The organism is Nevskia sp. (genome assembly GCF_023266035.1).
In the GTDB taxonomy this organism is placed as follows: Bacteria; Pseudomonadota; Gammaproteobacteria; order Nevskiales; family Nevskiaceae; genus Nevskia.
In genome coordinates, this window is sequence record NZ_JAHFRY010000133.1 from 1 (window position 1) to 13,591 (window position 13,591).

The following is a 13,591-nucleotide window of genomic DNA, read 5'->3' on the forward strand; positions in this document are numbered from 1 at the left end:
TTGATCGGCTCTTTAATCAGATCGCAATCACACTTCAGAGCCAGCCGCGTTCGGCGAAGGATACCGGTTGTCCTTCGCCAACGACGAAATGATCGAGCACGCGGACGTCGATCAAGGCCAGTGCGTCACGCAGGCGATTGGTCAACGTGCGGTCGGCGAGGCTCGGTTCGGCGATCCCGGACGGGTGGTTGTGCGCGAAGATCACCGCTGCCGCCTGCGCCCGCAATGCTTTCTTCAATACTTCACGCGGATAGACATCCGCTGCGTTGATCGTGCCGATCGACAAGGTTTCGAAGCCGAGCACCTGATTCTGGCTGTCGAGAAACAGCGCGCAGAACACTTCATGGTCGAGATCGCGCAGCTTCAGGCGCAGGAAATCCCGAGTGGCGGCCGGGTTCGGCAACGCCGTGCGTTCGTTCATGGCTTCGGCGAGATGGCGACGGGCAATCTCCATCACTGCCGGCAACTGCGCGTACTTCGCATCGCCCAGCCCATGGGCTGCGCAGAAATCCTGGCGGCTCGCTTTCAGCAAGCCACGCAGGCTGCCGAAGCGGATCAGCAGATCACGCGCCAGATCGACAGCACTGCGGCCGACGACGCCAGTTCGCAGGAAGATCGCCAGCAGTTCGGCATCGGACAGCACGGCGGCGCCGCGCAGCAGCAGCTTCTCGCGCGGCCGTTCGTCTTCGGGCCAGTCGGTGATCGACATGTCCATTGCTCCACATTTCTTGATCGCGGACGGCGATCGCCGAAGGCTAGCGTGGTCAGCGGCTACAATTCCGCGCGCCAAGTCACAGCCTCTCTCGCTACATCGCTCCCGTTTCGCGTCCGGTCCGAACTCAATGCGCTCATCTTCGAATTCCGATCTGAATCCCGGGCCGGTTCCCGGCCGGCGCATCCTGCTGGCGCTGACCGGCGGCATCGCCGCCTACAAGTCCGCCGAGCTGGCGCGCCGCTTCACCAAGGCCGGCTGCGAAGTGCAGGTGGTGATGACCGATTCCGCCTTGCGTTTCATCGGCGCCCAGACCTTCCAGGCACTGACCGGCAAACCGGTGCGCAGCTCGCTGTGGGATGAAGCGGCCGAAGCGGCGATGGGCCATATCGAGCTGGCCCGCTGGCCAGACGCCATCGTCATCGCTCCGGCCACCGCGAACACGCTGGCCAAGATCGCGCACGGCTTCGCCGACGATCTGCTGACCACGCTGGTGCTGGCCACCGACAAGCCGATCTTCGTCGCCCCGGCGATGAATCGCCTGATGTGGGCAAATGCGGCGACGCAGGCAAACATGAGCGCGCTGCGCAGCCGCGGCTTCAAGCTCATCGGCCCCGGTAGCGGCGCACAGGCCTGCGGCGAAGTCGGCGAAGGCCGCGTGGCCGAGCCGGAAGAGGTGGCAGCCGTGGTGCTGGCAGCGCTGGCGTCGGGCAGCGTTGCGAACACTGTCGATGGCCCACTCAGTGGCCGCCGCGCCGTGGTCACCGCGGGCCCGACGCGCGAGCCGATCGACCCGGTGCGCTTCATCACCAATCGCTCGTCCGGCAAGCAGGGTTATGCCGTCGCCGAAGCCTTGCGTGCCCTCGGCGCCGAAGTGACGCTGGTCAGCGGCCCGGTGAATCTGGAGACCCCCGCGGGCGTGCATCGCGTCAATTGCGAAACCGCGCAGGACATGCTCGATGCGACCATCGCCGCCTGTGCGACGGCTGACATCCTGGTCGGCGCGGCCGCGGTCGCCGATTACCGCTGCCTGGAAATCGCCGGCCAGAAGATCAAGAAGAAGACCGAGACACTCGAGCTCGAACTGACCAAGAACGCCGACATCCTCACCGAGTTGCGCGCACTGCAGCCGCAGCTGTTCATCGTCGGCTTCGCGGCCGAGACCGAGAAGCTTGCCGAGCATGCCAAGGGCAAGCTGGCGCGCAAGAAGCTCAACCTGATCGCCGCGAACTGGGTCGGCAACGGCCGTGCTTTCGATCGCGATGACAACGCGCTGACCGTCTACTGGGCCGATGGCGAACTGGCGATCGGCCCGTCTGACAAGCACGAGATCGCGCGGCAACTCGCCGGCCTGATTGCCAAGCGCTACGCGGTAGCACTCCAAACAGCGACATCCTCCACCAAGGCGCGCAAAGCGAAATGAGCAGCAAGGCGATCCAGCTGAAAATTCTCGACCCCCGTGTCGGCCGCGACTTGCCGCTGCCGGCCTACGCGACCGGCGGCTCGGCCGGCCTGGACCTGCGCGCGCTGCTCGACGAGCCGCTGAGCCTGGCGCCAGGTGCGACGAGCCTGATCCGCACCGGCCTCGCCATCCACATCGAAGATCCGGGCCTCGCCGCGGTGATCCTTCCGCGTTCCGGCCTTGGCCACAAGCACGGCATCGTGCTCGGCAACCTCGTCGGCCTGATCGACTCGGACTACCAGGGTGAACTGATGGTCAGCTGCTGGAACCGCGGTCAGACCCTGTTCGTCATCGAGCCCGGCGAGCGCATCGCCCAGTTGGTCATCGTTCCCGTCGTGCGCGCCGAGTTCGAGCTGGTGTCGGAATTCGGCAGCAGCGAGCGCGGCACCGGCGGCTTCGGCCACACCGGCAGACACTGAGAAGCAGTGGCTAGTGGCCTGTGTTCGGTGGCCAGTAGAAGCTGCATGCGAGTCGTTGCCGTCGCTTTAATTCTGACCACAAACCACTAGTCACTGACCACTGCGTCCAAGATGATTGCCGACAAAGCCAACCCTTCGACCATCGCCCAGGTTCTGACCGAGGCGCTGCCGTACATCCGCCGTTTCGCCGGCAAGACCATCGTCGTCAAGTACGGCGGCAATGCGATGGGCGACGACGACATGATCGAATCGTTCGCGCGCGACATCGTGCTGATGAAGGCGGTCGGCATGAATCCGGTGGTCGTGCACGGCGGCGGACCGCAGATCGGCAAGCACCTGGAAAAGCTCGGCAAGAAGAGCGAGTTCATCGATGGCATGCGGGTGACCGATGCCGAAACCATGGACGTCGTCGAGATGATGCTCGGCGGCCTGGTCAATAAGGCCGTGGTCAATGCGATCAACCAGCAGGGTGGCCGCGCGGTCGGTTTGACCGGCAAGGACGGCGGCCTGATCCGCGCCAAGAAGCTGTATGTCGCCGGCGGTGACATCGGCCAGGTCGGCGAAGTTGAAGCGATCGATCCGCGAGTCGTCGATCACCTCGAAGCCGGCGGTTTCATTCCGGTGATCGCGCCGGTCGGCGTCGGTGCCAAGGGCGAGGCTTACAACATCAATGCCGATCTGGTCGCCGGCAAGCTGTCCTCGGTGCTGAAGGCCGAAAAGCTGATGCTGCTGACCAATGTCAGCGGCCTGATGGACAAGCAGGGCAAGGTGCTGACCGGCCTCACGGTGGCCCAGGTCAATGCGCTGATTGCCGACGGCACGATCTACGGTGGCATGCTGCCGAAGATCGCCTGCGCGCTCGATGCGGTGACCAGCGGCGTCAAGAACGCCGTGATCATCGACGGCCGGCTCGAGCATGCGGTGCTGCTCGAACTGTTCACCGATGAAGGCATCGGTACCTTGATCCGAGGCTAGCGCGCCGTCGCTTCGATTGCCGCACGCAGTTGCCGATAACCCTCGACCACCCGCGGCCCGGGGCGGCCCAGGAATTCCTCGCTGATCGCGACGATCTGCTGATTGCGTACCGCCGGCACCGCCGCCCAACCCGGGCGGCGGCTGACGACATCGGCGCGGTAGTTGGCGACCTTGACGCCGCACCAGCTCATGGCGATCACGTCGGGCGGCGAGGCCAGGACCTGTTCGTCGGTCAAAGGCGTGCTTTTCGCTTGGATGCTCGCCCAGGGGTTCTGGCCGCCGGCGAGTTCGATCAGATCGGTCGCCCAGGCTTGTCGGGTCGGCGTGATCACCGGCTTCGGCCACCATTCGATCAGCACTTTCGGGCCGTTCCTGTTGGCTCGCGATGGCATCGCCGCACGCATCTCGGCAATCAGCTGCGCGCCGCGCTCGGGGATGCCGAGCGCTTCAGCAATCCGGCTGATGTCGCCGTAAATGTCTTCGAGGCTGAGCGGATCGCAGACCAGGGTGCGGATGCCGGCGGCTTCAATGGCATCGACGATGCGTTCGTGGCCGGGCACGGTCAGCGAGGTCAGCACCAGATCGGGTCGCATCGCGATCACTTCATCGACACGGAGATCGAGATCGCGGCCGAGCTTCGGAATTGCCGCAACGACGTCGACCGGAAAATCGGAATCGTCGTCGCAGCCGATCAGGCAACTGGCGGCGCCGAGCGCGCTGACGATTTCGGTGTTCGAACAGGTGTGCGAAAAAACGCGCATCAATGAGCCTCGCCTACGAACTGCGGGAAGTAGCCGAGCTGATCGTGAACGCTGGAATCGTGCGCCGGCACGATGATCAGCCCCGGATTGGCATCGCGCAGCGCGCGGATCTTCAGCACCGCCTGCCAGGTGGCATCGCGATCGGCATCGACGATCAGGCTGGAGACGCTGAACTTGGGTGCCGGCCGGTCGATGCCGAGATGGCTCCAGACTGTGTCGCCAACGAAGAAGTAGCGGTGGCCATCGGCCAGGCTCAGCAGCAGACCCGTTGACCCCGCCGTGTGGCCGGGCAGTGGCAGCAGCACGGCGCTGCCATCGCCGAACAGATCAAGGCTGGCTGCGAAACCGGCATAGGCCGGGCCGTCGAAGCTGAACGGATGCCAGCGGGTATCGGCGCGGTTCAGCTGCGATGGCAGGAACGCTGGCGGATGGCCGTGTTGGGTGGTTTCTCGCTCGGCAGTCGGCAGCCAGATTTCGGCTTGCGGGAAATCACCGAGCGCGCTGGCGTGATCCCAATGCGCGTGCGACAGGAAGATGCGCGGCGGTGCCTCGATGCCAGCGGCCTGCAACTGGCTGATCGCCGGATTGACGTGCTTGAAGGCGAAGATCGGCTTGGCCCAGAACGACATCTCCTCGCCGAACTGCTGATCGACCTGGGTGCCAAGCCCGGCGTCGAACAGGAAGTGACCCTGCGGATGCTCGACGAGCACGGCGATATGGCCGATCCGCGTCGGACGGAACAGGCCGCCATCGGCAACCACCATCGCTTCCAGCGTGGTCGCTTCCCCGGTCTTGATCAGCGCGAAGCGCAGGCCGGCTGGTGCCTGAGCTTCCGGTAGCGCCGTACCTGTGGGAATCACCGCATCCGGCAGTGGCCAGAGTCGCCAGGCAGCGAGGGCGATGAGCACGGTCAGCAATATCAACTTGCGCATGGAGGAAGCCTGGATGACGGGGAACGGATGATAACGAGGGTCTCGATGATTACCCGCGTACAATCCGCCCCGGGAGTCGGCCAGACAACCGCTGCTGCCGCAAGGCAGGGGAGGAAAGTCCGGGCTCCGCAGGGCGATGTGCCAGCTAACGGCTGGGCGGCGCAAGCCGACGGACAGTGCAACAGAAAGATACCGCCGATGAACGCGCGCTTGCGTGCGGAACAGGCAAGGGTGAAATGGTGCGGTAAGAGCGCACCGCGAGTTCAGCAATGAACCGGCACGGCAAACCCCACATGGAGCAAGGCCAAATAGGGAGGGAGGTGTCTGGCAGCAATGCCATTGGCACGACACGCGGCCCGCGTGCTCTCCGGGTAGGCTGCTGAAGACGGCGAGTGATCGTCGTCGTAGAGGAATGGTTGTCTCGGCGGCGTCGCGCGCAAGCGGGGCGTCGGTAGACAGAACCCGGCTTATCGGCCGACTCCCCTTTGATTCGACAAGCCCGCAATGTGAAAGCGTTGCGGGCTTTTTCGATTTGGAAAACGGCTCTTCCAACGGGCTGTGCCACTGCTGGGGCATGCCAACCAGTTCACGATTGTTTACCGATCGTCCGCTGCATTCGCCCACCCTTCCGGGCGGGGAAACCCGAAACAACTTGAGCTAATGCCGCTAAATCATTGTTTTTCATGACTTAGATGGGTCTGTTAATTCTCCGTTAAGCCATTGTCCCTGCAGGGTTTTTAGCTGGAATTGCGCTTGCGGGGTGGTGTGGGGTGGCATATAGTGGTTTTAACGGGGGACAAGTGGTGACACTTGGGCTCCCTGCGCGCCATTGTGGGGCTGAATGCCATGTTTGCTGGATCCAACCGACTGACGATTGACGACAAGGGGCGCCTCGCGATCCCCGCGCGCCTTCGTACCCAGCTCGGCGAGGAGTTCGGCAAGAACGTCGCGGTCACCCTCGGCCCGGAATGCGTCGAGATCTATCCGGCGCCGGTGTTCCGCAAGATGGCCGAGCAGATTCCGAAGATCGCCGACCGCGCCAAGCGAGTGCTGGTGCAGCGTCTGTTCCTCGGCAACGCGGTGGAATCCGAGATCGACGGCCAGGGCCGGATCAGCGTGCCGTCGCTGCTGCGCGACATGAAGGCGCTCGGTACCGACGTCGTGCTGGTTGGCGCCTACGACCATTTCGAGCTGTGGTCCTACGCCCAGTGGCAGGCCAACAACAGCGAAGGTCAGATCCACTACGCCGACGCCTTTGCGGCGCTGGCCGTGCCATGAGGCCCCCTCGTGCTACCTGCATCGCTCGCACGATCGTCGACAGGGATCACTAGCCGGATGTACTCCCACCGGCCAGTCCTGCTTGATGAAGCCCTGGCCGGACTCGCCATCCGACCAGACGGTATTTATGTGGACGGCACCTTCGGCCGCGGCGGCCACTCCGGCGCGATCCTCGAACAGTTGAGCGATGCCGGCGCGTTGCATGCGCTGGATCGCGATCCCGAAGCCGGCCAGCACGCCTGGAAGGTCTTCGCCGGCAAGACCAATTTCCATTTCCACGCTGCCAACTTCGCCGACCTGGGCCGCGTCGCGCTGGAAGCCGGCATCGCCGGCCACATCGACGGGATCCTGCTCGACCTCGGCGTTTCCAGCCCGCAGTTCGACGATGCCTCGCGCGGTTTCAGCTTCCAGAACGACGGCCCGCTCGACATGCGCATGGACCCCACGTCGGGGGTATCGGCAGCCGACTGGCTGGCGCGTGCCGACGAGGCCGAGATCGCCGATGTGCTCTACACGCTCGGCGAGGAACGCAATAGCCGGCGGATCGCCAAGAAGATCGTCGAGTCGAGAATCGCTGCGCCGCTGAAGACCACCGCGCAGCTCGCCGCGCTGATCGCCAGCGTCCCGGGTCCGCGCTCGTTCAAGATCCATCCGGCCACGCGCGCCTTCCAGGCACTGCGCATCTATGTCAACGGCGAGCTGTCGGCGCTGGAAACCGTGCTGGCGGCGGCACCGGCCCTGCTGGCGCCGGGCGGTCGGCTGGCGGTGATCAGCTTCCACTCGCTGGAAGATCGCATCGTCAAGCGCTTTCTCCGCGATGCCGAGGGCACCGAGCGCGACGTGCTGACCGGCCAGCGCCTGAACAGCGACGGCGCGCCGCAGTTGAAACGCGTCGAACGCCGCTTCCCGACAGAGGCCGAGACCGATGCCAATCCACGCGCCCGTTCGGCAGTGCTGCGGGTAGCCGAACGCACGGCCGGAGTCAGCCAGTGAGCGCCACGCCACGCGGCAGCAACAAGGGCCGTGCCGGCGGCACGCTGGTGCCGATCACGCTCGGCCTGTTCGTGGTGGTCACCGCGCTCGCCGTCGTCCAGATCAAGAACGAGCATCGCCGGCTGACGGTCAAGGCCGAAGCACTGCGGGTCGACAACGAAACGCTTGATCTCGAGTGGACCCAGCTGCAGCTTGAAGAAGCCACGCTCGCGCAGCAGGCGAGAGTCGAGCCGATCGCCCGCGCGCAGTTCAGTCTGGTCGAGCCTTCGGCCTACCAGATCATTGAGACTCAGAACTACGAAGGCCGGCCTGTTGCACCGGCCGCGGCCGCCATTTCCGACGTGACCGATCCCGCGTCGGCACCGGGTGGCACGCCATGAAGCGGCCGCTGAATCCGGCCCAGCGCTCCTTGCCCGATGCGCCGGGCGGCTGGCGCAGAGTCGCGGTGCTCGGCGTGCTCGGCGTGTTCGCGCTGGCGATCACCGCGCGTGCCTTCCAACTGCAGATTCTCAGCAACGACGCCTACAGCAAGAAGGGCGACAACCAGTACGTGCGCATGCAGCAGATGCGCGCCCATCGCGGTGCCGTGCGCGATCGCAATGGCGAGCCATTGGCCTTGTCGGCGCCAGTGGTATCGATCACCGCCGAGCCGGAAAAGCTGCTGGCGGCAACCGGCACTCACGCCGCGCTGGCCAGCCTGCTGCAGGAAAGCCCGGCGGCGCTGGTCACCCGGGTGACCAAGCTGCGCAAGCAGGGGCAGATCTATCTCAAGCATTACCTGACGCCGGAAGAGGGCGTGCAGATCGCGGCGCTGAAGGTGCCGGGCATCGGTATCGAGCCGAACTACCGGCGCTTCTATCCGGCCGGTGAAGTCGCCGCCCACGTGGTCGGCTTTCTCGATTTCGAAGGCAATGCCGCCACTGGTGTCGAACGCAGCGCCGACGAGCGCCTGGCCGGCATGCCGGGCAAGCGCCGGGTGATCCGCGACAACAAGAAGCGCATCGTCGAGGACCCCACCGAGCTGACCCCGGCCCAGCCGGGTGACGATGTCGAAGTGACGCTCGATCTGCGCCTGCAGTACCTCGCCTATCGCGAGCTGAAGGCGGCAGTCACCGAGAATCGCGCCAAGGGCGGGCTGATCGTGCTGGTCGATCCCCGCAGCGGCGACATCCTGGCGCTGGCCAGCCAGCCGGGCTTCAACCCGAACCGCTCCGATGTTCGCGATCCGGAAGCGATGCGCAACCGCGCCGTGGCGATGACCTTCGAGCCGGGCTCGACAGTCAAGCCGCTGCTGATCGCCCAGGCGCTGGAAACCGGCGCGATCCGCCCGGATTACACCGTCGACACCGGCAATGGCTTCCTGAAGGTGGCCGATGTCAATGTGCGTGACGTCCATGCCGCTGGTGTCGTCGATCTGGCGACCTTGCTGGCCAAGTCCTCGAATGTCGGCGCCGTCCATGTCGGCCAGAAGATGGGCACCGAATCGATCTGGAGCGGCTATACGAAGTTCGGTTTCGGCGACAAGGTCGGCTCCGGCCTGCCCGGCGAAGAACGCACGGTGCTGCGCGACTACCACCGCTGGCGCGCGTCGGACACGGTCACCGCGTCCTATGGCTATTCGTTCACCGCCAACGCGCTGCAGCTGGTGCGCGCCTATTGCGCGCTCGCCAACGATGGCCTGATGCCGGCGATCAGCATCTTGAAGCGCGACAGCGTCGTGCCGCCTCAGCGCGTGGTGTCGGCGCATACCGCGCAGCTGGTTCGCGGCCTGCTCGAAGGCGTCATCGTCAAGGGTGGCAGTGGCACCAAGGCCGCGGTTGCGGGCTATCGCGTCGCCGGCAAGACCGGCACGGTCAAGAAGAACGGCAAGGGCGGCTACATCAAGGGCGCCTATCAGTCGACCTTCGTCGGCATGATGCCGGCCGAGAATCCCAGCTTGGTCGCGCTGGTGATGATCGACGAGCCGGGCAATGGCGACTACTACGGCGGCGCGGTATCGGCGCCGGTGTTCGGTCACGTGATGGCCGGCGCGGCGCGTCTGCTGCAGATCAAGCCGGACGAACTGCCGCCGCTGCCCGAGCCGACCCCGGTGGTTCCGCCGGTACCAACGCAGCGAGTCGACATCGGCATGCCGATCGCGAGGGCGCAGCCGTGAACGCCGCACTCGCAACCCGCAGCCTGCGGACGCTGCTCGATGGCTATGCCAGCGACATTCCGGAACTCGCCGTCACCGGTCTGGCGCTCGACAGCCGTCAGCTCCAGCCCGGCGCATTGTTTCTTGCCGTGCAGGGCACAGCCGCGCATGGCCTCGCGCACGCCGACGCAGCGCTGAAGCGCGGCGCGATCGCCATCGCCTGGGAGCCGGCAGCCGGTGTCTCGGCGTCAGCGCTGCCGGTGCCGACCATTGCCGTGCCGAACCTGTCCCGCCACGCCGGCGAGATCGCTGCGCGCTGGTATCGCCAACCGTCCGCCGCGCTGTTCACCGCCGGCATCACCGGCACCGATGGCAAGACTTCCACCGCGCATCTGATCGCCCAGGCGCTGGATCGCCTCGATGTGCCTTGCGCCTACTTCGGCACGCTTGGCTACGGCCGGCTCGGTCGTCTCGCCGAGGCGTCGCATACCACGCCGGACCCGGTGCGCCTGCAGGCCCTGCTCGCCGATAGCCGCGACGCCGGTGCCACGGCTTGCGCGATGGAAGTGTCGTCGCACGCGCTCGATCAGGCACGCGTCGGCGGTGTCGCTTTCGATGTCGCCGTGCTGACCAACGTCGGCCGCGATCATCTCGACTATCACGGCACGGTCGAGCATTACGCGGCCGCCAAGCGTCGCCTGTTCGCAGTCGATGGCCTCGCGGCTGCGGTGCTGAATCGCGACGACGCCCACGGCGCTCGCTGGGCCGATGAACTGCTCGCCGAAGGCCGCACGCCGGTCGTTGTCTACGGTCTCGATGGCACTGCTCCGGCCAGTGGGCAATACCTGATCGGCCGCGCGCTGCGCCTGCATGCCGCCGGCCTGTCGATGCAGATCGACAGCAGCTGGGGCGGCGCTGAACTGAACTGCCGCCTGCTCGGCCGCTTCAACGGCCACAACCTGCTCGCCGCCCTTGCGGTGCTGCTGGTGAAAGGCATGGCGCTCGTTGATGCCGCCAATGCGCTGGCCGAATCGCAGACGGTGCCCGGTCGCATCGAAGCCTTCCGCGCCGAGCATGGCCCGCTGGTGGTCGTCGATTACGCGCACACGCCGCAGGCGCTCGATGCGGTGCTGCGCGCCGTTCGCGCCCACACCGCCGGCAAGCTGGTTTGCGTGTTCGGCTGTGGCGGCGATCGTGATCGCGGCAAGCGGCCGCTGATGGGTGCTGCCGCCGTCAACGGTGCCGATGTCGCTATCGTCACCGACGACAACCCGCGGTCCGAATCACCGGCCGCGATTGCCGCCGACATCGTCGCCGGCCTGCCGCAAGGCAATACGGTTCGCGTGATCCACGATCGCGCCGACGCGATTCGCACCGCGATTGCCGAAGCCGGCAGCGACGATGTCGTGCTGGTCGCCGGCAAGGGCCACGAGGACTATCAGCTGTACGGCACCGAGCGGCGCTCGTTCTCCGATCGCGCTTTCGTCGCGCAAGCGCTCGGCCTGGCGGTGCGCGCATGAGCTCCACCATGGAACGCCTGAGCGATGTCGTCCGTCGCATCGGTGCCAGCCTGCACGGCGCTGATGCCGCGTTCTCTCGCGTGATCACCGATACCCGTCAGTTGCAGCCGGGCGATCTGTTCGTCGCCTTGAAGGGCGACCGTTTCGATGGCCATGACTATGTTGCCCGGGCGATGAGCCTCGGCGCGGTTGGCGCGCTGGTGTCGCGGATCGTCGAGGGTGGTGGTTCGCAGATTCTGGTCGCAGATACCTTGGATGGCCTGCAGCGCTACGCGCAGAGCTGGCGCAAGGATTTCGACATTCCGGTGATCGGCATCACTGGCTCCACCGGCAAGACCACGACCAAGCAGATGGTTGCCGCAGTGGTGGCCGCGCGCGGCCCGGTGCTGGCCACGGTCGGCAATCTGAACAATCACATCGGCGTGCCGCTGACCCTGCTGACCCTGCGTGCCGAACACCGCACGGCGGTGATCGAGATGGGTGCCAGCGGCCCTGGCGAGATCGCGCTGCTGGCCAGGCTGGCGCAGCCGCAGATCGGCATCGTCACCCAGGCGGGCGATGCCCACCTGGAAGGTTTCGGTTCGCGTGTAGGCGTTGCCCATGCCAAGGGCGAACTGTTCGCGGCGATCGCGGGCAATGCCTCCGGCGGTGTCGCGATCATCAATGCCGATGATGCTTATGCGCCGCTGTGGCGGCAGCTTGCGGGCGATGCTTCGGTGCTGAGTTTCGGCTTGGCCGAAAGTGCCGACGTGCGTGCCGAAGATCTGGTCGGCGTGCCCGAGCACGCGCCGGAAGCAACGGCGTTCACCCTGGTCGCACCGGTCGGTGGTGCCCGTATTGAACTGGCGCTGCCGGGTCTGCACAACGTGCAGAACGCGCTGTCGGCGGCGGCGGTCGGCATCGCGCTGAATCTCGGTATCGAGCAGATCGCCAAGGGTCTGGCCAATGTCGAGCCGGTGGCCGGACGCTTGAACTGGAAGACCACGCGCGAAGGCGCGCGGGTGCTCGACGATAGCTACAACGCCAATCCCACGTCTTTGCGCGCCGCGCTGGATCTGCTCGCCAGCCTGCCGGGCCAGCGCTGGCTGGTGCTCGGCGAGATGCGCGAACTGGGGCCGGATGCCGCCAGCATTCACGAGGACGCCGGCCGCGCCGCGCGTTCGCTGGGCATCGATCGCCTGTACACGCTCGGCGAGATGGCCGGCCATGCCGCCGATGGCTACGGCGATACCGCGGACAGCTACGAACAGCTCGACGATCTCGTCGCAGCACTCAAGGATCAAATTGCAGAGGGCGTGACGGTGCTGGTCAAGGGTTCGCGCGGCGCGCGCATGGAACGAGTGGTGGCTGCGCTGACCGGCACCGCAACAGAGGCAGCGCACTGATGCTTTACGCGCTCTTCCATCATCTGGAGCACTACGTCAGCGGCTTCAATCTGTTCGGCTATTTGACCTTCCGCGCCATCCTCGGCGTGCTGACGGCGCTGCTGTTCTGCTTCGTCACCGGTCCGGCGATCATCCGCCGTCTGCAGGTGCTGAAGTTCGGCCAGGTGATCCGCACCGATGGTCCGCAGTCGCACCTGAAGAAGACCGGCACGCCGACCATGGGCGGCTCGATGATCATCGCCGGCATCGCCATCGCCACCCTGCTGTGGGCCGATCTGAGCAATCGCTTCATCTGGTTCGCGCTGATCGTCACGCTGGCTTTCGGCGCCGTCGGTTTTGCCGATGACTATCTGAAGATCACCCGCAAGAACACCAAAGGTCTGGTCGCGCGGAAGAAGTATTTCTGGCTGTCGCTGGCCGGCTTCGGTACCGCAGTGGCGATCTACCTGACGGCGAAGACGCCGATCGAAACCAGCCTGATCGTGCCCTTCGTCAAGGACGTGACCATTCCGCTCGGCCTGTTCTTCATTCCCTGGACCTATCTGGTCATCGTCGGAAGTTCGAACGCGGTGAACCTGACCGATGGCCTCGATGGTCTGGCGATCATGCCGACCGTGCTGGTCGCCTCCGCACTTGCGGTGTTCGCGTACTCCACCGGCAACGTCAAGATCGCGGCCTACCTCGGCATCCCATACATCCAGGGCGTTGGCGAACTGGCGGTGTTCTGCACCGCGATCGCCGGTGCCGGCCTGGGCTTCCTGTGGTTCAACGCCTACCCGGCCGAAGTGTTCATGGGCGATGTCGGCGCGCTGGCGCTCGGCGCCGCGCTCGGCGTGGTGGCGGTGCTGGTGCGTCAGGAAATCGTCCTGGCGATCATGGGCGGCGTGTTCGTTGCCGAGACCTTGTCGGTCGCGATCCAGGTGCTGTACTTCAAGTACTCCGGCGGCAAGCGCATCTTCCGGATGGCGCCGCTGCACCACCACTTCGAGCTGAAGGGCTGGCACGAGCCGAAGATCATCG

13 protein-coding genes and 1 other RNA gene are annotated in these 13,591 nt (G+C 65.6%); 11 read left to right on the plus strand and 3 right to left on the minus strand.

Annotation, left to right across the window (positions count from 1 at the left end):
* Positions 1 to 34: 34 nt before the first annotated feature.
* Complete coding sequence (gene radC, locus Q0D45_RS17635; protein ID WP_293395825.1) at positions 35 to 709, minus strand: DNA repair protein RadC; 675 nt, start codon at positions 707 to 709, stop codon at positions 35 to 37.
* Positions 710 to 842: 133 nt separating this feature from the next.
* Here radC and coaBC point away from each other — a divergent pair, with 133 nt between their 5' ends.
* From coaBC to argB, 3 genes are all read left to right on the plus strand, one after another.
* Positions 843 to 2,135 (plus strand): bifunctional phosphopantothenoylcysteine decarboxylase/phosphopantothenate--cysteine ligase CoaBC, encoded by a 1,293-nt coding sequence (gene coaBC, locus Q0D45_RS17640; protein ID WP_293395828.1) that lies wholly within the window; start codon positions 843 to 845, stop codon positions 2,133 to 2,135.
* Positions 2,132 to 2,593 (plus strand): dUTP diphosphatase, encoded by a 462-nt coding sequence (gene dut, locus Q0D45_RS17645; RefSeq protein ID WP_293395831.1) that lies wholly within the window; start codon positions 2,132 to 2,134, stop codon positions 2,591 to 2,593. The genes coaBC and dut overlap by 4 nt, the downstream gene beginning before the upstream one ends.
* A 111-nt stretch (positions 2,594 to 2,704) precedes the next feature.
* Complete coding sequence (gene argB, locus Q0D45_RS17650) at positions 2,705 to 3,568, plus strand: acetylglutamate kinase (RefSeq protein ID WP_293395834.1); 864 nt, start codon at positions 2,705 to 2,707, stop codon at positions 3,566 to 3,568.
* Here the strand turns inward: argB and Q0D45_RS17655 are convergent.
* Together Q0D45_RS17655 and Q0D45_RS17660 are read right to left on the minus strand one after the other, a co-directional pair.
* Positions 3,565 to 4,329 carry an ABC transporter substrate-binding protein gene (locus tag Q0D45_RS17655; protein ID WP_293395837.1) on the minus strand — a complete coding sequence of 255 codons (765 nt, stop codon included), beginning with the start codon at positions 4,327 to 4,329 and terminating at the stop codon, positions 3,565 to 3,567. The two genes, argB and Q0D45_RS17655, sit on opposite strands and share 4 nt — an antisense overlap.
* Positions 4,329 to 5,261, minus strand: coding sequence for an MBL fold metallo-hydrolase (locus tag Q0D45_RS17660; protein ID WP_293395840.1), 933 nt, complete (start codon positions 5,259 to 5,261; stop codon positions 4,329 to 4,331). The genes Q0D45_RS17655 and Q0D45_RS17660 overlap by 1 nt, the downstream gene beginning before the upstream one ends.
* A gap of 72 nt (positions 5,262 to 5,333) precedes the next feature.
* On the opposite strand from Q0D45_RS17660, the gene rnpB reads away from it, so the two are divergent.
* From rnpB to mraY, 8 genes are all read left to right on the plus strand, one after another.
* An RNA gene (rnpB, locus tag Q0D45_RS17665) (RNase P RNA component class A) lies at positions 5,334 to 5,747 on the plus strand.
* Between the two features lie 324 nt (positions 5,748 to 6,071).
* Positions 6,072 to 6,539, plus strand: coding sequence for a division/cell wall cluster transcriptional repressor MraZ (mraZ, locus tag Q0D45_RS17670; RefSeq protein ID WP_051144370.1), 468 nt, complete (start codon positions 6,072 to 6,074; stop codon positions 6,537 to 6,539).
* Between the two features lie 57 nt (positions 6,540 to 6,596).
* Positions 6,597 to 7,532: a 16S rRNA (cytosine(1402)-N(4))-methyltransferase RsmH gene (rsmH, locus tag Q0D45_RS17675; protein ID WP_293395845.1), complete on the plus strand. Its 936-nt coding sequence runs from the start codon at positions 6,597 to 6,599 to the stop codon at positions 7,530 to 7,532.
* Positions 7,529 to 7,912: a cell division protein FtsL gene (gene ftsL / locus Q0D45_RS17680; protein WP_293395848.1), complete on the plus strand. Its 384-nt coding sequence runs from the start codon at positions 7,529 to 7,531 to the stop codon at positions 7,910 to 7,912. The genes rsmH and ftsL overlap by 4 nt, the downstream gene beginning before the upstream one ends.
* The gene (locus Q0D45_RS17685) at positions 7,909 to 9,687 is read left to right on the plus strand and encodes a penicillin-binding protein 2 (RefSeq protein WP_293395851.1); all 1,779 of its coding nucleotides are present in this window, start codon (positions 7,909 to 7,911) and stop codon (positions 9,685 to 9,687) included. Before ftsL ends, Q0D45_RS17685 begins: the two co-directional genes overlap by 4 nt.
* Complete coding sequence (locus Q0D45_RS17690) at positions 9,684 to 11,186, plus strand: UDP-N-acetylmuramoyl-L-alanyl-D-glutamate--2,6-diaminopimelate ligase (protein WP_293395854.1); 1,503 nt, start codon at positions 9,684 to 9,686, stop codon at positions 11,184 to 11,186. The genes Q0D45_RS17685 and Q0D45_RS17690 overlap by 4 nt, the downstream gene beginning before the upstream one ends.
* Positions 11,183 to 12,571 carry a UDP-N-acetylmuramoyl-tripeptide--D-alanyl-D-alanine ligase gene (gene murF, locus Q0D45_RS17695; RefSeq protein ID WP_293395857.1) on the plus strand — a complete coding sequence of 463 codons (1,389 nt, stop codon included), beginning with the start codon at positions 11,183 to 11,185 and terminating at the stop codon, positions 12,569 to 12,571. The genes Q0D45_RS17690 and murF overlap by 4 nt, the downstream gene beginning before the upstream one ends.
* On the plus strand, positions 12,571 to 13,591 hold a 1,021-nt coding region (gene mraY, locus Q0D45_RS17700; RefSeq protein WP_293395860.1), incomplete at its 3' end, for a phospho-N-acetylmuramoyl-pentapeptide-transferase. The genes murF and mraY, both read left to right, overlap by 1 nt.

Excerpts from the sequence above, each read along its gene's own strand:
- radC (WP_293395825.1), bottom strand. The coding sequence starts at position 709 with ATGTCGATCACCGACTGGCCCGAAGACGAACGGCCGCGCGAGAAGCTG.
- coaBC (WP_293395828.1), top strand. The coding sequence starts at position 843 with ATGCGCTCATCTTCGAATTCCGATCTGAATCCCGGGCCGGTTCCCGGC.
- dut (WP_293395831.1), top strand. The coding sequence starts at position 2,132 with ATGAGCAGCAAGGCGATCCAGCTGAAAATTCTCGACCCCCGTGTCGGC.
- argB (WP_293395834.1), top strand. The coding sequence starts at position 2,705 with ATGATTGCCGACAAAGCCAACCCTTCGACCATCGCCCAGGTTCTGACC.
- Q0D45_RS17655 (WP_293395837.1), bottom strand. The coding sequence starts at position 4,329 with ATGCGCGTTTTTTCGCACACCTGTTCGAACACCGAAATCGTCAGCGCG.
- Q0D45_RS17660 (WP_293395840.1), bottom strand. The coding sequence starts at position 5,261 with ATGCGCAAGTTGATATTGCTGACCGTGCTCATCGCCCTCGCTGCCTGG.
- rsmH (WP_293395845.1), top strand. The coding sequence starts at position 6,597 with ATGTACTCCCACCGGCCAGTCCTGCTTGATGAAGCCCTGGCCGGACTC.
- Q0D45_RS17685 (WP_293395851.1), top strand. The coding sequence starts at position 7,909 with ATGAAGCGGCCGCTGAATCCGGCCCAGCGCTCCTTGCCCGATGCGCCG.
- murF (WP_293395857.1), top strand. The coding sequence starts at position 11,183 with ATGAGCTCCACCATGGAACGCCTGAGCGATGTCGTCCGTCGCATCGGT.